The sequence below is a fragment of the Klebsiella pneumoniae subsp. pneumoniae HS11286 genome, from assembly GCF_000240185.1.
GTDB classification, from domain to species: Bacteria; Pseudomonadota; Gammaproteobacteria; order Enterobacterales; family Enterobacteriaceae; genus Klebsiella; species Klebsiella pneumoniae.
This window is the reverse complement of sequence record NC_016845.1, coordinates 1186509-1210159: the sequence shown is the minus strand read 5'-3', so window position 1 is coordinate 1210159 and position 23651 is coordinate 1186509. Positions and strand designations below refer to the sequence as shown.

General features: G+C 55.4%; 23 protein-coding genes. 11 read left to right on the top strand and 12 right to left on the bottom strand.

The annotated features are described in order from the left end of the window. Window positions 1-7: 7 nt before the first annotated feature. Window positions 8-466, bottom strand: coding sequence for a putative LRP-like transcriptional regulator (locus KPHS_11520; protein ID YP_005225452.1), 459 nt, complete (start codon window positions 464-466; stop codon window positions 8-10). 115 nt (window positions 467-581) lie between these two features. Between KPHS_11520 and KPHS_11510 the strand changes: the two genes are divergently transcribed. After that, window positions 582-1634: a putative cysteine synthase/cystathionine beta-synthase gene (locus tag KPHS_11510; RefSeq protein YP_005225451.1), complete on the top strand. Its 1053-nt coding sequence runs from the start codon at window positions 582-584 to the stop codon at window positions 1632-1634. Between the two features lie 44 nt (window positions 1635-1678). Here KPHS_11510 and KPHS_11500 read toward each other — a convergent pair whose 3' ends face one another. Beyond that, window positions 1679-2497 carry a cof family hydrolase gene (locus KPHS_11500; RefSeq protein YP_005225450.1) on the bottom strand — a complete coding sequence of 273 codons (819 nt, stop codon included), beginning with the start codon at window positions 2495-2497 and terminating at the stop codon, window positions 1679-1681. Between the two features lie 127 nt (window positions 2498-2624). Between KPHS_11500 and KPHS_11490 the strand changes: the two genes are divergently transcribed. Both KPHS_11490 and KPHS_11480 read left to right on the top strand, forming a co-directional pair. Next, window positions 2625-4325: an ABC transporter substrate-binding protein gene (locus KPHS_11490; protein YP_005225449.1), complete on the top strand. Its 1701-nt coding sequence runs from the start codon at window positions 2625-2627 to the stop codon at window positions 4323-4325. Window positions 4326-4391: 66 nt separating this feature from the next. Next, window positions 4392-5093: a queuosine biosynthesis protein QueC gene (locus KPHS_11480; RefSeq protein YP_005225448.1), complete on the top strand. Its 702-nt coding sequence runs from the start codon at window positions 4392-4394 to the stop codon at window positions 5091-5093. A 111-nt stretch (window positions 5094-5204) separates the two neighbouring features. On the opposite strand, the gene KPHS_11470 is transcribed toward KPHS_11480, so the two are convergent. From KPHS_11470 to KPHS_11420, 5 genes are all read right to left on the bottom strand, one after another. Then, window positions 5205-5606, bottom strand: a complete 402-nt coding sequence (locus KPHS_11470) for a YbgC/FadM family acyl-CoA thioesterase (RefSeq protein YP_005225447.1) — start codon at window positions 5604-5606, stop codon at window positions 5205-5207. A gap of 111 nt (window positions 5607-5717) precedes the next feature. Continuing rightward, window positions 5718-6086, bottom strand: a complete 369-nt coding sequence (locus KPHS_11460; RefSeq protein ID YP_005225446.1) for a helix-hairpin-helix domain-containing protein — start codon at window positions 6084-6086, stop codon at window positions 5718-5720. Window positions 6087-6234: 148 nt separating this feature from the next. Further along, window positions 6235-8109, bottom strand: coding sequence for a peptidyl-prolyl cis-trans isomerase (locus tag KPHS_11450; RefSeq protein ID YP_005225445.1), 1875 nt, complete (start codon window positions 8107-8109; stop codon window positions 6235-6237). 214 nt (window positions 8110-8323) lie between these two features. Next, complete coding sequence (locus tag KPHS_11440; protein YP_005225444.1) at window positions 8324-8596, bottom strand: transcriptional regulator HU subunit beta; 273 nt, start codon at window positions 8594-8596, stop codon at window positions 8324-8326. A gap of 209 nt (window positions 8597-8805) precedes the next feature. Further along, window positions 8806-11031, bottom strand: coding sequence for a DNA-binding ATP-dependent protease La (locus tag KPHS_11420; protein YP_005225443.1), 2226 nt, complete (start codon window positions 11029-11031; stop codon window positions 8806-8808). On the opposite strand from KPHS_11420, the gene KPHS_11430 reads away from it, so the two are divergent. Further along, on the top strand, window positions 11023-11175 hold the full coding sequence (locus tag KPHS_11430) for a hypothetical protein (RefSeq protein YP_005225442.1): 153 nt from the start codon (window positions 11023-11025) through the stop codon (window positions 11173-11175). The two genes, KPHS_11420 and KPHS_11430, sit on opposite strands and share 9 nt — an antisense overlap. A gap of 168 nt (window positions 11176-11343) precedes the next feature. Here KPHS_11430 and KPHS_11410 read toward each other — a convergent pair whose 3' ends face one another. The 5 genes from KPHS_11410 to KPHS_11370 all read right to left on the bottom strand — a co-directional run bounded on the left by KPHS_11410 (window position 11344) and on the right by KPHS_11370 (window position 15763). Beyond that, window positions 11344-12618 carry an ATP-dependent protease ATP-binding subunit gene (locus KPHS_11410; protein YP_005225441.1) on the bottom strand — a complete coding sequence of 425 codons (1275 nt, stop codon included), beginning with the start codon at window positions 12616-12618 and terminating at the stop codon, window positions 11344-11346. 250 nt (window positions 12619-12868) lie between these two features. After that, complete coding sequence (locus KPHS_11400) at window positions 12869-13453, bottom strand: ATP-dependent Clp protease proteolytic subunit (protein YP_005225440.1); 585 nt, start codon at window positions 13451-13453, stop codon at window positions 12869-12871. A gap of 348 nt (window positions 13454-13801) precedes the next feature. After that, complete coding sequence (locus KPHS_11390) at window positions 13802-15100, bottom strand: trigger factor (protein YP_005225439.1); 1299 nt, start codon at window positions 15098-15100, stop codon at window positions 13802-13804. Window positions 15101-15306: 206 nt separating this feature from the next. Further along, window positions 15307-15486 (bottom strand): hypothetical protein, encoded by a 180-nt coding sequence (locus KPHS_11380; RefSeq protein ID YP_005225438.1) that lies wholly within the window; start codon window positions 15484-15486, stop codon window positions 15307-15309. Then, complete coding sequence (locus tag KPHS_11370; RefSeq protein YP_005225437.1) at window positions 15446-15763, bottom strand: transcriptional regulator BolA; 318 nt, start codon at window positions 15761-15763, stop codon at window positions 15446-15448. The genes KPHS_11380 and KPHS_11370 overlap by 41 nt, the downstream gene beginning before the upstream one ends. A gap of 302 nt (window positions 15764-16065) precedes the next feature. Between KPHS_11370 and KPHS_11360 the strand changes: the two genes are divergently transcribed. The 7 genes from KPHS_11360 (at window position 16066) to KPHS_11300 (ending at window position 23427) form a co-directional block, all read left to right on the top strand. Beyond that, a complete protein-coding gene (locus tag KPHS_11360; RefSeq protein ID YP_005225436.1) occupies window positions 16066-16644 on the top strand; it encodes a lipoprotein in 579 nt (192 codons plus the stop codon). Between the two features lie 43 nt (window positions 16645-16687). Then, a complete protein-coding gene (locus KPHS_11350; protein YP_005225435.1) occupies window positions 16688-18163 on the top strand; it encodes a beta-lactamase synthesis regulator/muropeptide transporter in 1476 nt (491 codons plus the stop codon). A 605-nt stretch (window positions 18164-18768) separates the two neighbouring features. Next, on the top strand, window positions 18769-19587 hold the full coding sequence (locus KPHS_11340; protein ID YP_005225434.1) for a cytochrome o ubiquinol oxidase subunit II: 819 nt from the start codon (window positions 18769-18771) through the stop codon (window positions 19585-19587). A 19-nt stretch (window positions 19588-19606) separates the two neighbouring features. Continuing rightward, window positions 19607-21598: a cytochrome o ubiquinol oxidase subunit I gene (locus tag KPHS_11330; RefSeq protein ID YP_005225433.1), complete on the top strand. Its 1992-nt coding sequence runs from the start codon at window positions 19607-19609 to the stop codon at window positions 21596-21598. A 55-nt stretch (window positions 21599-21653) separates the two neighbouring features. Then, a complete protein-coding gene (locus tag KPHS_11320; RefSeq protein ID YP_005225432.1) occupies window positions 21654-22199 on the top strand; it encodes a cytochrome o ubiquinol oxidase subunit III in 546 nt (181 codons plus the stop codon). Further along, window positions 22199-22528, top strand: a complete 330-nt coding sequence (locus KPHS_11310; protein YP_005225431.1) for a cytochrome o ubiquinol oxidase subunit IV — start codon at window positions 22199-22201, stop codon at window positions 22526-22528. The genes KPHS_11320 and KPHS_11310 overlap by 1 nt, the downstream gene beginning before the upstream one ends. Window positions 22529-22539: 11 nt before the next feature. Further along, complete coding sequence (locus tag KPHS_11300; RefSeq protein ID YP_005225430.1) at window positions 22540-23427, top strand: protoheme IX farnesyltransferase; 888 nt, start codon at window positions 22540-22542, stop codon at window positions 23425-23427. The last annotated feature ends 224 nt before the right edge of the window (window positions 23428-23651 follow it).

The following is a 23651-nucleotide window of genomic DNA, read 5'->3' as shown; positions in this document are numbered from 1 at the left end:
AATACCGTTATTCGACAGGCAAGGCGGTGGTATATTTTATCTGTTCCATGGCAAAACTCGAAGTGACATCCGACAGACCAGGCACACTGTTCACTAAACGTTTATAAAAGTCGTCATAGCGTTTCATATCAGCCACCTGCACCCGTAGCAGGTAGTCATACTCCCCCGCCATCCGCCAGAAGCCGAGCACTTCCGCCATCTGCGTCACTTCGCTCACGAACTGACAGTACCAGTCGCTGCTATGATGCTGAGTCTTGATCAGGACGAACGCCGTCAGCCCCAGCCCCACCTTTTCCGCGTCCAACAGGGCGACGCGCCCGCGGAGAATACCCTCGTCTTCGAGCCGTTTCAGGCGTTTCCAGCAGGGCGTGGTGGTCAGATTAACGGCATCGGCCAGCGCCTGCAAAGAGAGGGTGCAATCTTCCTGCAGTAGCGCCAGCAGCTTACGGTCAATTTTATCTAGCATTGGGCATCCTCAGAGAAAATTTTGCTCTCATAATGGTAATCCACAGGTTAAATGGCAACAATTTTTCCTGCGCTTTCCGCTAAGCTAGGCACAAAATGACAAACAGGAAATCACGATGAATAGCGCCTGGGTTAAACATGCCATTAGCGAAATCAACGCTGACTATCAGCGCTCCGCCGACACGCACCTGATCCGTCTGCCGCTGCCCGCTTTTCCGGGCATCCACCTGTATCTGAAAGATGAAAGCACCCACCCCACCGGCAGCCTGAAGCATCGCCTGGCGCGGTCGCTGTTTCTCTATGGCTTGTGCAACGGCTGGATCAAAGAAGGCACGCCAATTATAGAGTCCTCCTCAGGGTCAACCGCCGTTTCGGAGGCCTATTTCGCCCGCCTGCTGGGGCTGCCGTTTATCGCTGTGATGCCTTCCTGCACCGCCAAGCGCAAAATCGAACAGATCGAGTTCTACGGCGGACGCTGCCATTTTGTGCAGAGCGCCGGCGAAATCTACGCGGCTTCCGAAACGCTGGCCCGCGAGCTGAACGGCCATTATATGGATCAGTTTACCTTCGCCGAGCGGGCCACCGACTGGCGCGGCAACAACAATATCGCCGACAGTATTTTCCGCCAGATGAGCCATGAGCCGCACCCGCAGCCGTCATGGATCGTCATGAGCGCCGGCACCGGCGGCACCTCAGCGACCATTGGCCGCTATATTCGCAGCCAGGGCTACGAGACGCAGCTGATGGTCGTTGATCCGCAGAATTCGGTGTTCCTCGATTACTGGCAGACCCGCGACGCCAGCCTGCGCAGCCCGGTCGGCAGCAAAATTGAAGGCATCGGACGGCCGCGCGTCGAGCCGTCGTTTATTCCCGACGTTGTTGATGAGATGCTGCGCGTGCCGGATGCGGCGAGCGTAGCCACCGCCCTGTGGCTGGAAACGCAGCTTGGGCGCAAGGTCGGCGCCTCGACCGGCACCAATATGTGGGGCGTATTGCAGCTGGCCGCGCGGATGCGCGAAGAAGGTCGCACCGGCTCGATAGTGACACTCCTGTGCGACAGCGGCGAGCGTTACCTGGAAAGCTATTACAACCCGCAGTGGGTGGCGGACAATATCGGCGATATTGCGCCCTGGCAGGCGGAGATCGCCGGTCTGGTCGAAAGGCGATAAAAAAAGCCAGATAGAAGCCTATCTGGCTTGCTGGAAGGGTCTCTCTATTCGGGGGAATAAGGAAGATCAGGATTATCCAGCCAATGAGTTAAAAAATGGGAGACTGCCTGATTCCGACAGTCGCCAATTACCGGCAGATGCGGCAGCTCGGCTTTCAGCTGCGGCATCGCGTTGCCCATGATGAACCCCCGCCCAACGCTGCCCAGCATCTCGCGGTCGTTCATCGCATCGCCGAAGGCCATGCACTCCTGCAGGGTGAAGCCTAAATGCTGGCTGAGCACCGCCAGCGCCGCGCCTTTATTGCAGCCAACCGGCAGCACCTCCAGACAGTCCATTGCCGAGAAGCAGAGAAATGCGCGATCGCCCAGCGTCTCATTCAGCTGGATCCGCAGACGGCGCAAATCGTCATGATCGCCGCAGAAACAGATCTTGGTGACATGCTGCGCCGACATGCGCTTCAGATCGCACAGTTGATAGTGAAAGCCGCTGAATACATGCGCTTGCAACAATTCAGGCCTTGCCTGGCCGGTGAACCAGCCGCCATCGTTAAAGACGTGCATGCTGGCCTGGGTATCCCATTTGCCGTGCAGCACCGCTTCTGCCGCCTCGGGAGCGAGATCCTGGCGATAAAGCTCCTCCCCTTCCAGCGAATGGATGCGCGTCCCGTTGCCGGTGATCAGAAATGCATCAAGGGAAAATTCGCCAATCACATGGTGCATCTCCAGCACATGGCGGCCGGTGGCGAAGGTCAAGGTGATATCGCGCTCACGCAGCCGTTTCAGCGCGGAAAGCGTCTTTTCTCCAAGACGATGGTCCGGCATCAGCAGGGTGCCGTCCATATCAAATGCCGCCAGTTTTGCCATGGTATATTCCCCGATGTGTGATGGGCTTCGCTTGTGTTGCAGTATCACCTGGGATATACGGAAGTAATAGTGAATAGATATTATTAATTGTTCCGGGTTTACAGCGGCCCGGTGGACGACGGCCCCCATGCGACTCTTACACCGTTTAAATCAATACCAGCGCCTATGGCAACCATCAGCCGGGGCGCCGCAGCAGGTCACCGTCGGCGAACTGGCGGAGCGCTGTTTTTGCAGCGAGCGCCACGTCCGTACTCTGCTGCGTCAGGCGCAGGAGGCCGGGTGGCTAAGCTGGCAGGCCAGCTCCGGGCGCGGCAAACGCGGACAGCTCTTATTTCACAAAACCCCGGAAAGTCTGCGCAACGAGATGATGGAGCAGGCGCTGAACAACGGTCAGCAACAAACCGCGCTGGAGCTGGCGCAGCTTGCCCCGGTGGAGCTGAAAGCCCTGCTCCATCCCTTCCTCGGCGGTCAGTGGCAAAACAATACCCCCACGCTGCGTATTCCTTACTATCGCCCGCTGGAGCCGCTGCGTCCCGGCTTTCTCCCCGGCCGCGCCGAGCAGCATCTGGCCGGACAAATCTATGCCGGGCTGACGCGCTTCGACGAAGGCGACAATATGCCGATCGGCGATCTGGCGCACCACTGGCAGGTCTCCCCGGACGGCCTGCGCTGGCATTTTTATATCCGCTCCACGCTGTGCTGGCACAATGGCGATACGGTGGAAACCGCGCAGTTGCGACAGCGGTTACTGCTGCTGCTTGAGCTGCCCGCCTTGCGGACCCTCTTCGCCAGCATCAGCCGTATCGATGTCACCCATGCCCAGTGTTTAACAATAACCCTGCATCGCCCTGACTACTGGCTGCCGTTCCGCCTCGCCAGCTACTGCAGCGTGCTGGCGCATCCCGACGATCCGGCCATTGGCTGCGGACCGTTCCGCCTGAAGCGGTTTAGTCCGGAACTCGTCCGCCTGGAAAACCATCCCCGCTACCACCTGCAGCATCCGCTGATCCAGGCGGTGGAGTACTGGATCACTCCTCAGCTCTTTGACCGCGATCTCGGCACCAGCTGCCGCCATCCGGTGCAGATCACCATCGGCGATCGCGAAGAGCTGCATAATCTGCGTCAGGTCAGCAACCGTATCAGCCTTGGCTTCTGCTATTTGACCCTGCGCCACAGCCCTCGGCTTAGCAAAGCGCAGGCCCAGCGGCTGGTGTCGATAATCCATCACTCGTCGCTACTGGATACGCTGCCGCTGGAGGAGGATCTGATTACGCCAAGCCATGAGGTGCTGCCGGGATGGTCCATCCCGCAGGGACCGGCAAACAACGCGGTACCGCTGCCGGCCAGGCTCACCCTGCTCTATCATCTGCCGGTCGAGCTACATGCGATGGCCGAACAGCTGAGGCAACGTCTGGCTCTGCTGGGCTGCGAGCTGACGCTCCTGTTCCACGACGCTAAAAACTGGGAAGGCTGCCAGCATCTGGGGCAGGCCGACCTGATGATGGGCGACCGTCTGATCGGCGAAGCGCCGGAGTACGCCCTGGAACAGTGGCTGCGCTGCGATATGCTGTGGCCTAATTTGCTGACCGGGGCGCAATATGCTCATCTGCAGGCGACATTAGACGCGGTGCAGTCTCAGCCCGACGCTCGCAGCCGCAACGATGCGCTGCGCAACGTATTTAACAGCCTGATGGAAGACGCCATCATGACGCCGCTGTTCAAGTATAACTATCGGATCAGCGCGCCACCGGGGGTCAATGGTCTGCGCCTCAACGCCCGGGGCTGGTTCGACTTCGCCAGCGCCTGGCTGCCGGCCTCGTCGACGTGAGAGAGCTGGTGATGGAGGGCGTCTGGCGCTACCATATCGCCTTTATTCATTTAGTCAGGAATTGCCATGAAACGCGCCGTAGTTGTCTTCAGCGGAGGACAAGATTCAACCACCTGTCTGGTGCAGGCTCTGCAACAGTATGATGAAGTGCATTGCGTCACTTTTGATTATGGCCAACGCCACCGCGCGGAAATCGACGTTGCGCGCGAACTCGCCCTGAAACTGGGCGCCGTCGCGCATAAAGTGCTGGACGTCACTCTGCTCAACGAACTGGCAGTCAGCAGCCTGACCCGCGATAACATTCCGGTACCGGACTATCAGCCTGATGCCGAGGGCATTCCCAACACCTTTGTCCCCGGGCGTAATATTCTGTTTTTAACCCTGACGGCAATCTACGCCTATCAGGTAAAAGCCGAAGCCATCATCACCGGCGTGTGCGAGACCGACTTCTCCGGCTACCCGGACTGCCGCGATGAGTTTGTCAAAGCGCTGCACCACGCCGTCAGCCTGGGGATGGCGAAAGACATTCGCTTTGAGACGCCGCTGATGTGGCTGAATAAAGCCGAGACCTGGGCGCTCGCCGACTACTGGGGTCAGCTGGATCTGGTGCGCCGGGAAACCCTCACCTGCTACAACGGCATTAAGGGCGATGGCTGCGGCCAGTGCGCCGCCTGTAACCTGCGCGCAAACGGACTCAACCAGTATCTGGCGGACAAGGTCGGGGTAATGGCGGTGATGCAGCAAAAAACCGGACTGGCGCAGGCATAATCTCCGGGGATCGATTTACCGGAGCTTTGACTCAAATTCCCCGGTGGCGCGATGCTTACCGGGGCTACGGGTTCATCACCTGCCGTGGGCCCGCCACTCGCACGACGGTTGTCAGCGCAGGTTCATCTGGTCAAGTTTCGCACGCAATTCCCCTTCCAGCGGCAGCGCCTTCTGGGTTTTCAAATCGATACAAACGAAGGTAATCAGCGCATCGGCCACTACTTCGCCATTGGGGTTGAGGGTGACCACCTGGCTTAGGGTGCCGCTTTTGCCGTTGAGTTGCTCCAGTTTGCTGCTCACCGTCAGCACATCGCCCAGTACCGCCGGACGACGATAGTTAATATTGATATTCACCACCACGAAGGCGATGTTTTTCTCCATCATCCACTGAAACGCGGGGCTGTTTTCCAGGCCGTCCCAGCGGGCTTCCTCAAGGAACTCCAGGTAGCGAGCGTTGTTCACATGCTGGTAGACGTCCAGATGATAGCCGCGAACTTTAATTTGTGTCTGCATAGCACCAATGCCTTTCTGTTATTGTTGTTTATGAGGTAAGAGGTCACACCACTTGATGCAACCTCTTTATCCTGGCAAAAAATCACCGCTGTGCAAGGTCTGGCATAAAATTTACAGCGTCAGATGGGCTAAATTGCGCTCCACCAACGCGCTCCCCATTCCCGGGACCTGCTTCAGATCATCGAGGGTTTTGAACGGCCCGTACTCTTCGCGGTAGCTGACAATAGCCTGGGCTTTTTTCAATCCTACGCCATTCAACGCCTGCGCCAGCTGTTCGGCGCTGGCGCGGTTAATGCTGACCTTTGTCGCCCCGATGTCAGACTCGCCGGGCACCGCTTCCGCCTTCGCCGAAGAGGACGCCTGCACATTTTCTTTATTCACCGCCGCTTTGCCGCTGGCGGGTGCCGCCAGCGCCCCCTGTACCCCTACCGCAAAAACCAGAACGCCCGCGGCCATCAGTGCTTTTATTCCATATTTCATGCTGATATCTCCTTGTGTGTAGACAGCAAGGTCACGATAGCGTCAGTGCGGATGGTCGACAAAAGGCAAATCACAGAAATGGAAAGGGCCGCGAAAGCGGCCCTTGAGGATTACATCGTGTTGCTCATTTTTGCGAGACGACGCGAAATTACTGCTGCTGGTCGATGCTGTCGCCGAGCTTAATTTTCGCCGCCTTGCGCAGGTTGCTCATCAGCGCTTCGAAAGCGATTTGGGCATTGTTCTGGGTGATCCCCTGAACCATGGCCTTCTTCTGCTCTTCCGGCATGCTGCCGGCTTTCACCTCATCCAGCGCTATCAGCACCACATCGCCTTGCATATTGCTGCCCACGCCGTAGACCGGTTTACCCTGCTGCGGCAGCGGCAGGGTAAATGCCAGCTGGCTCAGCGGATCCTGGCCGGTACGAGAAAGCGTCTGCGGCGCGCCAAAGCTCAGGCCAGCCGCCTTCATCGCTTCATCGCCTTTGCCGTCTTTCAGCGCCGCCAGCAGCTTGTCGGCCTCCAGTTTCGCCTGCTGTTCCGCTTTATTGTGCTTAACGATATCGCTAACCTGTGCCTTCACTTCGGCCAGCGGCTTCACCGCCTCGGCTTTGTGTTCGCTAATGCGCAGAACAAAAGCGCGATCGCCGTCAACGGTAATGATATCGGAGTTGCTGCCCGGCGCGCCGTTCTCACCCACCAGACCGCCGTTGAAAATAGCGTCAGCGACCGGTTTAAAGTTCAGCTCCTCCGGCAGGTTATCGCGGCCAAACCAGCCGGTTTCTACGACCTTCAGCCCGGCGACCTGCGCTGCGCTCGCCAGCGATTCATTATCGTTGCTGGCCGCATCGCTCACCTTCTGCTGCAGCGCGTAGTAAGCATCCAACGCTTTTTCCTGCTTCACTTTCGCCGCAATGTCATTACGCACGTCAGCCAGCGGCTTCACCTGCGCCGGCTGGACGTCGTCCAGACGAGCTACCAGGAAGCCAACCGAGGATTTGATCACGCCAGACAGCTGGCCTTTCTCTTTCAGCCCGGCATCTTTGAGCTCAGGCACGGTAGAGGCATCTTCCATCCACCCCATATCGCCGCCGTTGCGGGCAGAGATAATATCGGTCGATTTTTCTTTCGCCAGCGTGGCGAAGTCCGCTCCTTTTTGCAGCTCGGCCAGTACCGCTTTCGCATCGGCTTCAGTTTTGGTCTGAATCACGCTGTAGCGGTTGCGCTGCGGCTGAGTGAACTGATCCTTGTGCTGGTCGTACCATGACTGAATCTCGTCGTCAGAGGCGCTCTCCTGCATGCTGGCGGCATCCATTTTGATGTAGCTGACGCGGAACTGCTCCGGCGCCATAAAACGGGCCTGATTCTGCTGCCAGAAGGCGTTGATTTCCTCATCGCTGGCGGTCTGTTTTGCCGCCAGGGCATTTACGTTGATGGTCGCTTCGCGGACCACCCGCTGCTGAGATACCAGCGCCGCCAGCTGATCGGACTCGCCCGGCAGCATGAAGTCGGTACCCGCAATGGCGTTAATCAGCTGCTGCGTGGTCAGCTGGTTACGCAGCGCCTGGGCGTACTGATCGGTGGTCATCCCCATCTGGGCGACAATACCGCTGAAACGCTGGTTGTCGAACTTACCGTTCGTCTGGAACGCCTGGGTCTGGAAGATCGCCTGCTTCACCTGCTCATCGCTGATGCTGAGGCCCAGCTCGCGGGCATACTGATCCAGAAGCGACTCATCGATCAGGCGGTTCAGCACCTGCTGGCGCATGGTTTTCATGTAGTTTTCGTTCGCCGCCAGCTCGGAGAATTGATCGCCAAGCTGCTGCTGCATACGGTTACGTTCGCTGGCGACGGCGTTTTCAAACTGCCCACGGCCAATCTCCTGGCCATTCACTTTTGCGGCATAGTTTTTGCCACCGCCAATCAGGTAACCACTCACCCCGGTCAAAATGAACGAGACGATAATGATACCGAAAATAATCTTGAGCACGACGCTGTTGGCGGCCGTGCGTAGGTTGTCCATCATGGTGTAACAACGCTCCGCTGTAGATGACTTTAGCTCGCGCAGCATAGCACGTGATGGCCGCCGCGCGTGAGGACGTATTTTGACAAGAAAACAGGGTGATTGTCAGCCCACAAGTGGCGATAAACACACATAAAGTGGTCTGAAAAGACAATAAAAAAGGCACATCTCACGATGCGCCCTTGTACTTCGTCACATTCCCTGACGGGAAAGCCGATCAGTTCACCGCGTCTTTCAGCGCTTTACCAGCACGGAAGCCCGGCACTTTTGCGGCAGCGATAGTAATTTCTTTACCTGTTTGCGGGTTGCGACCAGTACGGGCGGCACGTTCTTTAACAGCAAAGGTACCAAAACCTACCAGCGCAACGTCATCCCCAGCCTGCAGAGATTCAGTAACAGAAGCGATTAAAGCATCTAACGCACGTCCAGCTGCAGCTTTAGAAATGTCCGCACCCGCAGCAATTTTGTCAATCAGTTGAGATTTATTCACTGTTCTCTTCCTCTCTTTATAATTTATATCGCACCTGAGTCCTTCATAGTGCGACCGCGCAGCAGTTATATCAGGACTGTCATGCCCTTACAACAGCAGTTGTCGATGACCCCCCTGCCAGCGATCTAAGTTAGCTACACAAAAAAAGGCTGGCAAGTCCGAAATGACTTACCAGCCCTATTTTTATTAGCGCAATTTGCGCAGAATCACTATTTCGCGGTCACAACCTGCATGCCGAACGGTTCGTTCTGCAGCGCAAGTGTCAGAACTTCCTCGATTCGTTTCACCGGATGGATATCCAAATCGGCGATAACGTTATCCGGAATTTCTTCAAGGTCGCGTTTGTTCTCATCAGGAATCAGAACAGTCTTAATGCCGCCGCGATGCGCCGCCAGCAGTTTTTCCTTCAGACCGCCGATCGGCAGCACCTGACCACGCAGAGTGATTTCACCGGTCATCGCCACATCAGCGCGTACCGGGTTACCTGTCAGGCAGGAGACCAGCGCCGTGCACATGGCAATACCCGCGCTCGGACCATCCTTAGGCGTCGCCCCTTCCGGCACGTGCACGTGAATGTCACGCTTCTCGTAGAAGTCGGCGTTAATGCCCAGCTTGTCAGCCCGCGAACGTACCACCGTCAGCGCAGCCTGAATCGACTCCTGCATCACCTCGCCCAGCGAGCCGGTGTAGGTCAGCTTGCCTTTGCCCGGCACGCAGGCGGTTTCGATGGTCAGCAGATCGCCGCCCACTTCCGTCCACGCCAGACCGGTCACCTGACCGACGCGGTTCTCACTATCGGCGCGGCCATAGTCGAAGCGCTGTACGCCGAGATAATCATGCAGATTCTCACCGTTAATTTCGATGTGTTTCAGCGATTTATCCAGCAGCAGTTGCTTAACGGCCTTGCGGCACAGCTTGGAGATTTCACGCTCCAGGCTACGTACCCCCGCTTCCCGCGTGTAGTAACGAATAATGCCGATAATGGCGCTATCGTCGACGGTCAGCTCGCCTTTCTTCAGCGCGTTACGTTCGATCTGCTTCGGCAGCAGATGACGTTTGGCGATGTTCAGTTTTTCATCTTCGGTATAGCCGGAGAGACGAATCACTTCCATACGGTCCAGCAGCGGCGCCGGAATGTTCATGGAGTTGGAAGTCGCCACGAACATCACGTCGCTGAGATCGTAATCCACTTCCAGATAGTGGTCGTTAAAGGCCACGTTCTGTTCCGGATCCAGCACCTCAAGCAACGCGGAAGCCGGGTCGCCGCGCATGTCGGAAGACATTTTGTCGATCTCGTCCAACAGGAACAGCGGGTTTTTGACCCCCACTTTCGCCATTTTCTGGATCAGTTTGCCCGGCATCGAGCCAATGTAGGTCCGACGATGACCGCGGATTTCCGCTTCATCGCGCACGCCGCCAAGCGCCATACGAACGTATTTCCGTCCGGTCGCTTTGGCGATGGATTGACCCAGCGAGGTTTTACCTACCCCCGGCGGTCCCACCAGACAAAGGATTGGCCCCTTGATTTTGTTCACCCGGCTCTGCACCGCGAGATATTCAAGGATGCGATCCTTCACGCGCTCCAGGCCATAGTGATCGGTATCGAGGATCTCCTGGGCCTGACGCAGGTCTTTTTTGACCTTACTGCGCGCATTCCACGGCACCTGCACCATCCAGTCGATGTAGCCACGCACGACGGTCGCTTCCGCAGACATCGGCGACATCATCTTCAGCTTCTGCAGTTCCGCTTCGGTTTTTTCTTTCGCCTCTTTCGGCATTTTCGCCGCATCGATCTTACGCTTCAGCGCTTCGTTTTCGTCCGGGGCGTCGTCCATCTCGCCGAGTTCTTTCTGAATCGCTTTCATTTGCTCGTTCAGATAGTACTCGCGCTGGGATTTCTCCATCTGCTTTTTGACGCGGTTGCGAATGCGCTTCTCAACCTGCAGCAGATCGATTTCCGATTCCATCATCGCCATCAGATATTCCAGACGTTCGTTAACGTCGGACATCTCAAGCACAGACTGCTTGTCAGCCAGCTTCAGCGGCATGTGCGCCGCGATGGTATCCGCCAGGCGCGCCGGATCGTCGATGCTGTTCAGCGACGTCAGCACTTCCGGTGGGATCTTCTTGTTCAGCTTGATATAGCCTTCAAACTGGCTGATAGCTGTGCGAACCAGCACTTCCTGCTCGCGTTCGTCAATCGCCGGCGAGTCGAGATACTCCGCTTTCGCCGAGAAATGCTCGCCATTATCAGACAGCGCAGAAATGCGAGCACGCTGCAGCCCTTCGACCAGCACCTTCACGGTGCCGTCCGGCAGCTTCAGCATCTGCAAAATAGACGCCACGGTTCCAACGGTGAAAAGATCGTTTACACCCGGCTCATCCGTCGACGCTTCTTTCTGCGCAACCAGCATGATTTTTTTATCATGGTCCATGGCCGCTTCGAGGCAACGGATAGATTTTTCCCGCCCTACGAACAGGGGTATGACCATGTGCGGATAAACCACCACATCGCGCAATGGCAATACGGGGATTTCAATGCGTTCAGAACGCTCAGGATTCATAGAGCTCTCTCTTAGTTTAAAGTCCGCCAGGTAGCCGACGACGCCACACTCCACTGCATCGTCGTTAATATGTAATCCAGTATATGGGGATGTATTCCACACATTCAACGGCGGGAATGCAGGAAAAATAAAAGGGGAGATAAAATCCCCCCTTTTTGTTAACTGCTTGAGTGAAATGGTTAATTATTCACCAGATGCCTGCTGAGCTTCCGGTTTGCCGTAGATCAGCAGCGGTTTGCTCTGACCGGCGATAACCGACTCATCAATGACCACTTTTTCGACATCTTCCATCGAAGGCAGGTCATACATGGTATCCAGCAGCGCCGCTTCCACAATTGAGCGCAGGCCACGGGCGCCGGTTTTACGCGCCATCGCTTTCTTGGCGATAGCGTCCAGCGCTTCGTCGCGGAATTCGAGCTCTGCGCCTTCAAGGCTAAACAGCGCCTGATACTGCTTGGTCAGGGCGTTTTTCGGCTCTTTCAGGATCTGGATCAGGGCTTCTTCGCTCAGCTCGTTCAGGGTCGCCACTACCGGCAGACGGCCGATGAACTCCGGGATCAGACCAAACTTGATCAGATCTTCCGGCTCGACCTGAGCCAGCAGTTCCCCTTCGCTCGCTTTGTCGGACTTCGCTTTTACCGTCGCGCCAAAACCAATGCCGGAGCCGGTTTCCACACGGTGGGAAATCACTTTGTCCAGGCCAGCGAACGCGCCGCCGCAGATAAACAGGATCTTGGAGGTATCAACCTGCAGGAACTCCTGCTGCGGATGTTTACGCCCGCCCTGCGGCGGAACGGCGGCAACGGTCCCTTCGATAAGCTTCAGCAGCGCCTGCTGCACGCCTTCGCCTGAGACGTCGCGCGTAATCGACGGGTTATCGGATTTACGCGAAATTTTGTCGATTTCGTCGATATAAACGATGCCACGCTGCGCTTTCTGCACGTCGTAATCGCACTTCTGCAGCAGTTTCTGAATGATATTTTCGACGTCCTCACCCACATAACCGGCTTCGGTCAGGGTAGTGGCGTCCGCCATGGTAAACGGCACATCCAGCAGGCGCGCCAGCGTTTCCGCCAGCAGCGTTTTACCGGAACCGGTCGGCCCGATCAGCAGGATGTTGCTTTTACCCAGCTCTACGCCATTGCTGGTATCGCCATTGCGCAGACGCTTGTAGTGGTTGTATACCGCGACCGCCAACACCTTCTTCGCCTGTTCCTGACCGATGACGTAGTCATCAAGGTGGTGGCGAATCTCGTGCGGCGTCGGCAGCGCGCTGCGCTCGCGGTGCGGCGCCACTTCTTTAATCTCTTCGCGAATGATGTCGTTACATAAATCAACGCATTCGTCGCAGATATACACGGATGGCCCGGCGATCAGCTTACGCACTTCATGCTGGCTTTTGCCGCAAAAAGAGCAATACAACAATTTGCCCGATCCATCTTTGCGTTTATCTGTCATGAGTCCAAACCTCTTTTTAAGTTCTTTGTGCCGCACACGACGACGCAAATGCCATTCTCAGGCGCAAGCCGCCATATAGCGTTGTGCCGCCCTTCATTAGTATATACACAAAATCCTTCGCGCTACATCGAGCCGGTAGCGAAGCCACCGGCCGCAAGCCTGCCAGACAAGCGGCCGAATAAAAGCCAACCGCTCGCACAGACGTGGCGAGAAGGATGAAGCGTAAAGCGGCACCCTTGCGCCTTGGGCATCAATTACGATGGGTCAAAATAGAGTCGACCAGCCCGTACTCCACGGCTTCCGCAGCAGACAGGAAGCGGTCACGCTCGGTGTCACGCTCAATCTGCTCAAGAGACTGGCCGGTATGATGCGCCATCAGCTCATTCATGCGTCCTTTCACCTTCAGGATTTCACGGGCGTGGATCTCAATATCCGTCGCCTGTCCCTGATAGCCGCCCAGCGGCTGGTGGATCATCACGCGGGAGTTCGGCAGGCAGAAGCGCTTGCCTTTCGCCCCGGCGGTCAGCAGGAACGCGCCCATAGAAGCGGCCTGCCCCATACAGATGGTGCTGACATCCGGCTTGATGAACTGCATGGTGTCATAAATCGACATCCCGGCGGTGATTACCCCGCCCGGAGAGTTAATGTACAGGTAAATGTCTTTTTCCGGGTTTTCCGCTTCCAGAAACAGCATCTGCGCCACGATCAGGTTTGCCATGTGGTCTTCGACCTGGCCGGTCAGAAAAATGACGCGTTCCTTAAGCAGACGGGAGTAGATATCAAAAGAACGTTCACCGCGTGAGGTCTGTTCAATGACCATCGGCACCAGGGCCATATGGGGTGCAAAGTTGTCTCGTTCGCCACTGTATGACATTTCCGTCTCCTGGAGTAATTTTAAAATACCTGCTGCACTGATTGTAACCTTACGGACGGATTATCAGCCACAGTTTCTATCCGCTGAATGCGTCACCGCCTCTTCAATACGCGTGCGATTGCGGATGCAGTTGCCTCCCCCGGTAATGGGGATGGTGTTGCCATATTTCAAGCATAACAAGCTTTTGCTGTAACGCTATCATGGTTAATGCGTTTTCGCACCGTGCCTGTGGCTATCATTATCTTAAAAAAAAACCCGCCGCCTTTCGGCAACGGGTTTTTGCTCGAACCTTAAACGATAGCGGCGAAATTACGCCTGCTGGTTCATCAGTTCGTTGAAGGAAGTGGCTTTTTCAGACACTTTGGCTTTCGCCAGCACGGCTTCAACAGCCTGCTCTTCCAGCGCCACGTTGCGCATGTTGTCCATCAGCTCTTTGTTCTTGCTGTAGAACTCAACGACTTCAGACGGATCTTCGTACGCAGAAGCCATCTCTTCGATCAGGGCTTTTACGCGCTCTTCGTCAGCTTTCAGCTCGTTGGTGCGGATCACTTCGCCCAGCAGCAGACCAACAACGACGCGACGTTTAGCCTGCTCTTCGAACAGCTCGCGCGGCAGTTCCAGAGCCTGTTTCTCGTTGCCGCCGAAACGCTGAGCAGCCTGACGACGCAGCACGTCGATTTCGCTGTCGATCAGGGCAGCCGGAACGTCGATCTCGTTGGCTTTAACCAGACCTTCGATAGCCTGAGACTTCACGCGGTTACGCACAGCGCCTTTCAGCTCGCGTTCCATATTTTTACGCACTTCAGCGCGCAGGCCAGCGACGGAACCCTCTTCCACGCCGAAACGTTTGATGAACTCTTCGGTCAGCTCAGGCAGTTCACGCTCTTCGACTTTCTTCAGGTTGATAACGAACTTAGCCGCTTTACCTTTCAGGTTTTCTGCGTGGTACTCTTCCGGGAAGGTCACGTCGATGGTGAACTCTTCACCCGCTTTGTGGCCTTTGATACCGTCTTCGAAGCCCGGGATCATGCGACCCTGGCCCATCGCCAGTACGAAGTCAGAGGCTTTGCCGCCTTCGAACTCTTCGCCGTCAACAGAACCGGTGAAGTCGATGGTTACGCGATCTTCAGCGTCAACCGCGCCTTCTTTTTCTTTCCAGGTCGCCTGCTGCTTGCGCAGAGTTTCCAGCATGGTATCAACGTCAGCGTCGGTGACTTCAACAACCGGTTTTTCAACTTCGATCGCGTCCAGACCCTGCAGTTCAACTTCCGGATACACTTCGAACTCTACCGCGTAGGTGAAGTCTTCGCCCAGTTTGTATTCGCCCGGAACGTAGTTCGGCGCGCCGGCCGGATTGATTTTTTCTTTGATGATCGCGTCAACGAAATGACGGCTCATCAGGTCGCCCAGCACGTCCTGGCGAACGGAAGCGCCATAGCGCTGAGCAACAATATTCATCGGCACTTTGCCTTTACGGAAGCCGTCAATGCGAACTTTTTTCGCTACGTTGACCAGCTCGCTTTTGACAGCATTCTCGATGCTGTCAGCGGCGATAGTAATCGTTACACGGCGCCCAAGGCCCTGAGTGGTTTCAACTGAAACTTGCATCTTGTTACCTCAAAAAAATCACAGTGCTCGGTCAACTCTGGAAGCGCGTGTAGGTGGCTTCGCAGAACCGGGATGCCCTCTTCAAATCAGAAACACATTCCCTGTCGTCAGAATCATCCCGAAGACATTCATATATAAGACGCGGCATTATAGCGGCATCACTTTTGTGAGTCGAGAACGGTTGTCGCCTGGTGCTGCGGCATTTTTCACATTTCCCGCTCAAATTTGCCCGCAAAAGCGCTGACTTTGCGCATTTTCCAGGCAAAACAAAACGGCCCGTAGGCCGTTTTTGCTAAATCTGCAAGCAACATACTGGAAAAGCGCCAGCGGTTGCAAATGGGATTTCTAAGCGATACTCCCTGCGCCGCGGCACGGCGGCGAAGCAAATACCGTATCCTGTAATGCTTCCCATTCTTTAATCGTGTAGGTGTGCAGCGCCAGGGCATGCACCGTATTCGACAGCTCCTCGGTTAGCGTGCCGTAGATCATACGGTGGCGATTGAGGAAACGCTCGCCAGTGAAGCGATCGCTCACTAACACCACTTTAAAATGACTTTCAGAGCCCGCAGGGACGTTGTGACGATAACTTTCATCCACGACTTCGAGATACATCGGGTCGAACGCTGCTCTAAGTTTTGCTTCGATCTGTTCACGTATCATCATGAATTTTCTCCTCCGACAACGCTGAGATGCCGCCACTCCATTTAAATGTTAGCCGCTTTTACCGCTTCCATTAGGAGAAAACAACAAAAAATTAGCATTGTTCTGATATTTTCATTCAAAAGTATCACGTTTACTGGCTCTGGTCGCCAGATCCGTCGGGGAACGAGCCATTAACCGTGGCGGGACGCTCAGAAAACCGCCAGCACGATGGATTTACACGCGTTGCCACTTCCCCTTGCCGTTGGCAATGCTATGATGGCGGTAATTTTCCTTATAACAACACCATGCGTTGAGACCTGAACATGCTTAAGAAGATTCTTTTCCCGTTGGTCGCCATGTTTATGCTGGCAGGATGCGCCACGCCGCCGACCACCATTGAAGTATCGCCGAAAATCACGCTGCCGCAGCAGGATCCAAGCCTGATGGGCGTGACCGTCAGCATCAACGGCGCCGATCAGCGTCCGGACCAGGCGCTGGCGAAAGTGACGCGTGACAATCAGCTGGTCACTCTCACCGCCTCCCGCGATCTGCGCTTCCTGCTGCAGGAAGTGCTGGAGAAACAGATGACGTCTCGCGGCTACATGATTGGCCCGAACGGCGCGGTCGATCTGCAGATCATCGTCAACAAACTCTATGCTGACGTCTCTCAGGGTAACGTGCGCTATAACATCGCCACCAAAGCCGATATCGCCATCATCGCCACCGCGGCAAACGGCACGAAAATGACCAAAAACTACCGCGCCAGCTACTCCGTTGAAGGCGCCTTCCAGGCCTCGAACAAAAACATCGCTGATGCCGTCAACAGCGTCCTGACCGATACCATCGCCGATATGGCGCAGGACACCAGCATCCACGATTTCATCAAGCAAAACGCGCGTTAATGCTATCGCGAACCCGGCCTCCGCCGGGTTCGTGCTTTATGCTATGTCCAGTCATTACTTACGCATTTTTCAGCAGCCGAAATCAGCCATTTTGCTGATCCTTGGTTTCGCCTCCGGTCTGCCGCTGGCTCTCACCTCCGGTACCCTGCAGGCCTGGATGACGGTGGAAAATATCGATCTGAAAACGATCGGTTTTTTCTCGCTCGTCGGCCAGGCCTATGTCTTTAAATTCCTCTGGTCCCCGCTGATGGACCGCTACACGCCGCCGTTTCTTGGGCGTCGTCGCGGTTGGCTGTTGACCACCCAGGTATTACTCCTGCTGGCGATCGCGACGATGGGCTTTCTTGAGCCGGTCACCCAATTACGCTGGATGGCGGCGCTGGCGGTGGTGATCGCCTTCTGCTCGGCGTCGCAGGATATTGTGTTCGACGCCTGGAAAACCGACGTGTTGCCAGCAGAAGAGCGTGGCGCCGGCGCCGCGATCAGCGTGCTGGGCTATCGCCTGGGGATGCTGGTCTCCGGTGGACTGGCCCTGTGGCTTGCCGACCGCTATCTCGGCTGGCAGGGGATGTACTGGCTGATGGCGGCGCTGCTGGTACCCTGCATTATCGCCACGCTGCTGGCCCCCGAACCGAGCGACGTTATCCCGGTCCCCAGATCGCTCGAGCAGGCGGTAGCCGAACCGCTGCGCGATTTTTTCGGCCGCAACAACGCCTGGCTGATTCTGCTGCTCATCGTCCTTTATAAGCTTGGCGATGCGTTTGCCATGAGCCTGACCACCACCTTCCTGATCCGCGGCGTGGGATTTGACGCTGGCGAAGTGGGAATGGTGAACAAAACCTTAGGCCTGTTCGCCACCATTCTCGGCGCCCTGTACGGCGGCGTCCTGATGCAGCGGCTGACGCTGTTTCGGGCACTGCTCATTTTCGGTTTGCTGCAGGGGGTCTCTAACGCCGGCTACTGGCTGCTGTCGATTACCGATAAGCACCTCTATTCCATGGCGACCGCGGTATTCTTTGAAAACCTGTGCGGGGGAATGGGGACGGCGGCATTTGTCGCGCTGCTGATGACGCTATGTAATAAGTCGTTCTCCGCCACCCAGTTCGCGCTGCTCTCGGCGCTCTCTGCGGTCGGTCGCGTATACGTTGGGCCGATTGCCGGCTGGTTTGTCGAGGCTCACGGCTGGTCGACCTTCTATCTCTTCTCTGTCGTTGCGGCGGTGCCGGGGATTGCCCTATTGCTGCTGTGCCGGCAAACGCTTGAGCATACCCAACGCACCGCAAGCTTTATGCCGCGTAGCGAGTTCCCGCAGGCCTATGCGCTGGCGCTGGGGATCCTGACACTGGGCTGCCTGCTGCTCGCGGCGTGGCTGGCGCTGCTGATCCTCAACGCGCTGGATTATACGTCGTTCTCCTTCCTGTCCGGCCTGCTGGAGGTTGCCGCGCTCACCGCCGTCGGCGGGATTTTGTTCGGCGGCCTGCTTGACTATCTGGCGCTGCGTAAAACCCGCCTGATTTAAGGATCCAGCATCATTATTAGCCGTTGTAATTACGAAACGTAATTATAACGGCTTATTAACGCTTTTATATTGTCCGCCGCGCTATTTGTTGTTTTGTGCGTTTTTGATTTCTGGAAATTATTGACAGTTTTCGTTCGATTCTTTAAATAATTTAACCGATTCAGCTCCGGGGATTTTATTTTTCGTTTTCACAATGTCTTTTATTTGATAATTAAATGTTAAACAATTGTTCTAATTTGTGGGTGGTTATGCCCATTAGCCGCTAAGCACTCCTTTTCTTATCCCTTTCGTTATCAATCCCGCGAAAATCAGGCTTTGCAAGCGATTAAGTAACACTACGTTACATATGTGACAAACCAAGCAGAAGCCGCTAACACAGAACTGACAGAGATCCAATCATGTTTACAGTAATGCAACCTTACCGTAAAATGCCCATACACTTTAAACGCCACCAGATCCCGTGGAATTGAGGTCGTTCAATGAGACTCAGGAAATACAATAAAAGTTTGGGATGGATGTCATTAATCGCAGGTACTGTATTACTCAGTGGTTGTGATTCTGCACTCCTTGACCCAAAAGGACAGATTGGACTGGAGCAACGCTCTTTGATTCTGACGGCCTTCGGCCTGATGATGATTGTCGTTATTCCCGCCGTCTTGATGGCAGTAGGATTTGCCTGGAAGTATCGCGCGAGCAATAAAGATGCGAAGTATAGCCCGAACTGGTCACACTCCAACAAAGTGGAAGCTGTGGTCTGGACGGTACCTATTCTGATCATCCTGTTCCTGGCCGTTCTGACCTGGAAAACCACTCACGCACTGGAGCCAAGCAAACCGCTTGTCCATGACGAGAAGCCAATCACCATCGAAGTCGTATCGATGGACTGGAAATGGTTCTTTATCTATCCGGAACAGGGTATTGCTACCGTTAACGAAATCGCCTTCCCGGCGAACGTACCGGTACACTTCAAAGTGACCTCTAACTCGGTGATGAACTCGTTCTTTATTCCGCGCTTAGGTAGCCAGATTTATGCAATGGCCGGTATGCAGACTCAGCTGCACCTCATTGCTGACGAAGCTGGTACTTATGACGGTATCTCCGCTAGCTACAGTGGCCCGGGCTTCTCAGGTATGAAGTTCAAAGCGATTGCCACCCCGGATCGGGCGACTTTCGATCAGTGGGTTGCAAAAGCGAAACAGTCTCCGAACTCCATGGACTCCATGGCCGCGTTCGAGAAAGTGGCTGTGCCTAGCGAATACAACAAAGTGGAATATTTCTCTAACGTGAAACCGGATCTGTTCAAAGATGTTGTGAACAAATTCATGTCTCACGAGAGCATGAACATGTCTAAACCTGAAGGCGAGCACGCTGCTCACGACGGGATGGAAGGCATGGACATGAGCCACGCGGAAACCGCTCACTAAGGGGCCGAGGAAGAAAACGATGTTCGGAAAACTTACACTGGATGCAGTGCCCTACCACGAACCTATTATCGTGGTAACGGTGGCTGCGATTATCATTGGGGGACTGGCGCTTCTGGCAGCCATCACTTACTTCGGTAAGTGGTCCTACCTATGGAACGAGTGGCTGACTTCTGTCGACCACAAACGTCTCGGTATCATGTACGTTATCGTGGCAATCGTCATGCTGCTGCGTGGCTTTGCTGACGCCATCATGATGCGTAGCCAGCAGGTGCTGGCTTCGGCCGGGGAAGCCGGCTTCCTGCCGCCTCATCACTACGATCAGATCTTTACCGCCCACGGCGTTATCATGATCTTCTTCGTGGCGATGCCGTTTGTTATCGGTCTGATGAACCTGGTGGTTCCGCTTCAGCTCGGCGCGCGCGACGTAGCCTTCCCGTTCCTCAACAACCTGAGCTTCTGGTTCACCGTTGTGGGCGTGATTCTGGTTAACCTGTCTCTGGGCGTTGGTGAGTTCGCGCAGACCGGTTGGCTGGCCTATCCGCCGCTGTCGGGAATTGAGTACAGTCCTGGCGTAGGGGTTGATTACTGGATTTGGGCGCTGCAGCTCTCCGGTATCGGTACTACCCTGACCGGTATTAACTTCTTCGTGACCATTATCAAGATGCGCGCCCCGGGCATGACCATGTTCAAGATGCCAGTATTCTCCTGGGCATCTCTGTGCGCTAACATCCTGATTATCGCCTCGTTCCCAATTCTGACCGTCACCATCGCGCTGCTGACCCTGGATCGTTACCTGGGCACCCATTTCTTTACCAACGATATGGGTGGCAACATGATGATGTACATCAACCTGATTTGGGCCTGGGGTCACCCGGAAGTGTACATCCTGGTTCTGCCGGTGTTCGGGGTCTTCTCCGAAATCGCCGCGACCTTCTCGCGTAAGCGTCTGTTCGGTTACACCTCTCTGGTATGGGCAACCGTCTGTATTACCGTTCTGTCGTTCATCGTTTGGCTGCACCACTTCTTCACCATGGGTGCTGGCGCGAACGTAAACGCCTTCTTCGGTATTACTACCATGATTATCGCGATCCCGACCGGGGTTAAGATCTTCAACTGGCTGTTCACCATGTATCAGGGTCGCATCGTCTTCAACTCGGCGATGATGTGGACTATCGGCTTTATCGTGACCTTCTCCGTAGGTGGGATGACCGGCGTGCTGCTGGCGGTACCGGGCGCGGACTTCGTTCTGCACAACAGCCTGTTCCTGATTGCGCACTTCCATAACGTTATCATCGGCGGCGTAGTGTTCGGTTGCTTCGCAGGTCTGACCTACTGGTGGCCGAAAGCCTTTGGCTTCACCCTGAACGAAACCTGGGGCAAACGCGCTTTCTGGTTCTGGATCATCGGCTTCTTCGTGGCGTTTATGCCGCTGTACGTGCTGGGCTTCATGGGTATGACCCGTCGTCTGAGCCAGCAGATCGATCCGCAGTTCCACCCGATGCTGGTTATTGCAGCTTGCGGTGCGGCGCTGATCGCCTGCGGTATTCTGTGCCAGCTGATTCAGTTCTACGTGTCTATTCGCGACCGCGATCAGAACCGCGACCTGACCGGTGACCCGTGGGGTGGCCGTACGCTGGAGTGGGCAACCTCTTCTCCACCGCCGTTCTACAACTTCGCTATCGTTCCTCAGGTTCACGAACGTGATGCCTTCTGGGAAATGAAAGAGAAAGGTGAAGCGTACAAACAGCCTGCTCACTATGAAGAAATTCATATGCCGAAAAACAGCGGCGCCGGCATCGTGATTGCCGCCTTCGCTACGGTATTTGGTTTCGCCATGATCTGGCATATCTGGTGGATGGCGATCGCCAGCTTCATCGGCATCGTAGCGACCTGGATTATTAAGAGCTTTGACGAGGACGTGGATTACTACGTACCGGTTGCAGAAGTCGAAAAACTGGAAAAACAGCATTTCGATGAGATTAACAAAGCAGGGCTGAAAAATGGCAACTGATACTCTTGCGCATACTGCCCACGCGCATGAACACGGGCACCATGATACAGGACCGATGAAGGTATTCGGTTTCTGGATCTACCTGATGAGCGACTGCATTATCTTCGCTACGCTGTTTGCTACCTATGCCGTTCTGGTGAACGGCACGGCCGGCGGACCGACGGGCAAAGATATTTTCGAACTGCCGTTCGTTCTGGTTGAAACCGCACTGCTGCTGTTCAGCTCCATCACCTACGGCATGGCGGCTATCGCCATGTACAAAAACAACAAAAGCCAGGTGGTTTCCTGGCTGGCGTTGACCTGGTTGTTTGGCGCCGGATTTATCGGGATGGAAATCTATGAATTCCATCACCTGATCATGGAAGGCTTTGGTCCGGATCGTAGTGGCTTCCTGTCCGCGTTCTTCGCGCTGGTCGGCACCCACGGTCTGCACGTGACCTCCGGTCTTATCTGGATGGCGGTGCTGATGTTCCAGGTTTCACGTCGTGGCCTGACCAGCACTAACCGCACGCGTATCCTGTGCCTGAGCCTGTTCTGGCACTTCCTGGACGTCGTGTGGATCTGCGTGTTCTCGGTTGTCTATCTGATGGGGGCGATGTAATGAGTCATTCTACCGATCATAGCGGCGCTTCTCACGGCAGCGTGAAGAGCTACATGACAGGATTTATCCTGTCCATCATCCTGACGGTCATTCCGTTCGCCATGGTGATGAGTGGCTCCGCCTCGCATGCGGTTATCCTTGGCACCATTCTGGTGACCGCTGTGGTGCAGATCGTGGTACACCTCGTGTACTTCCTGCATATGAACAGCAAGTCCGATGAAGGTTGGAACCTGACCGCATTTATCTTCACCGTAATCATCATTGCGATCGTGGTTGTCGGCTCCATCTGGATTATGTGGAACCTGAACTACAACATGATGATGCACTAAGAGCGGCGAGTATGTTTAAGCAATACCTGCAAGTAACGAAACCAGGCATTATTTTTGGCAACCTGATCTCCGTGATCGGCGGTTTCCTGCTGGCCTCCAAAGGCCACATCGACTATCCGCTGTTCGTCTGGACGCTCCTTGGAGTATCCCTGGTGGTCGCCTCGGGTTGTGTATTCAACAACTACATCGACCGGGACATCGATCGTAAGATGGAACGGACGAAAAACCGGGTGCTGGTCAAAGGGCTGATCTCGCCAGAAGCTTCGCTGGTGTACGCCACCTTGCTGGGTATTGCTGGCTTCATGCTGCTGTGGTTCGGCGCTAACCCGCTGGCCTGCTGGCTGGGGGTGATGGGGTTCGTGGTTTATGTCGGCGTCTACAGCCTGTACATGAAACGCCACTCCGTCTACGGCACGCTGATTGGCTCACTCTCCGGCGCTGCGCCGCCGGTGATTGGCTACTGCGCGGTCACCGGTGATTTCGACAGCGGTGCGGCGATCCTGCTGGCTATCTTTAGCCTGTGGCAGATGCCTCACTCCTACGCCATCGCGATTTTCCGCTTTAAGGATTATCAGGCGGCGAATATTCCGGTGCTGCCGGTGGTGAAAGGCATTTCGGTCGCCAAAAACCATATTACGCTGTACATCGTCGCCTTTGCCGTGGCAACCCTGATGCTCTCGCTGGGCGGCTACGCCGGGTATAAATACCTGGTCGTGGCGGCAGCGGTCAGCGTCTGGTGGCTGGGCATGGCGCTGCGTGGCTATAAAGTGGCCGATGATAAAGTCTGGGCGCGTAAGCTGTTCGTCTTTTCTATCGTCGCCATCACCGCGCTGTCCGTGATGATGTCCGTTGACTTTATGGTGCCGGATTCACATAGTCTGCTGGCTTACGTGAGATAATTACGCACTCCCGTACGATCTAAAGCCCCGTATTTACGGGGCTTTTTCTTTCCTGTTTCATCATCGCTTTCTTTCTCATTTCATACTTCCCTCCCCTCCCCCGTCGCTTTCCCGCTATCTTTCATATCAAAAAATGAGGAAAAATTGAGCCAGTACGCATCGGGCATCACTCGCGCCGCACGGTCCTGCAATGCTACCTTTCGCCGGGGCTCTTGCCCCTTTGG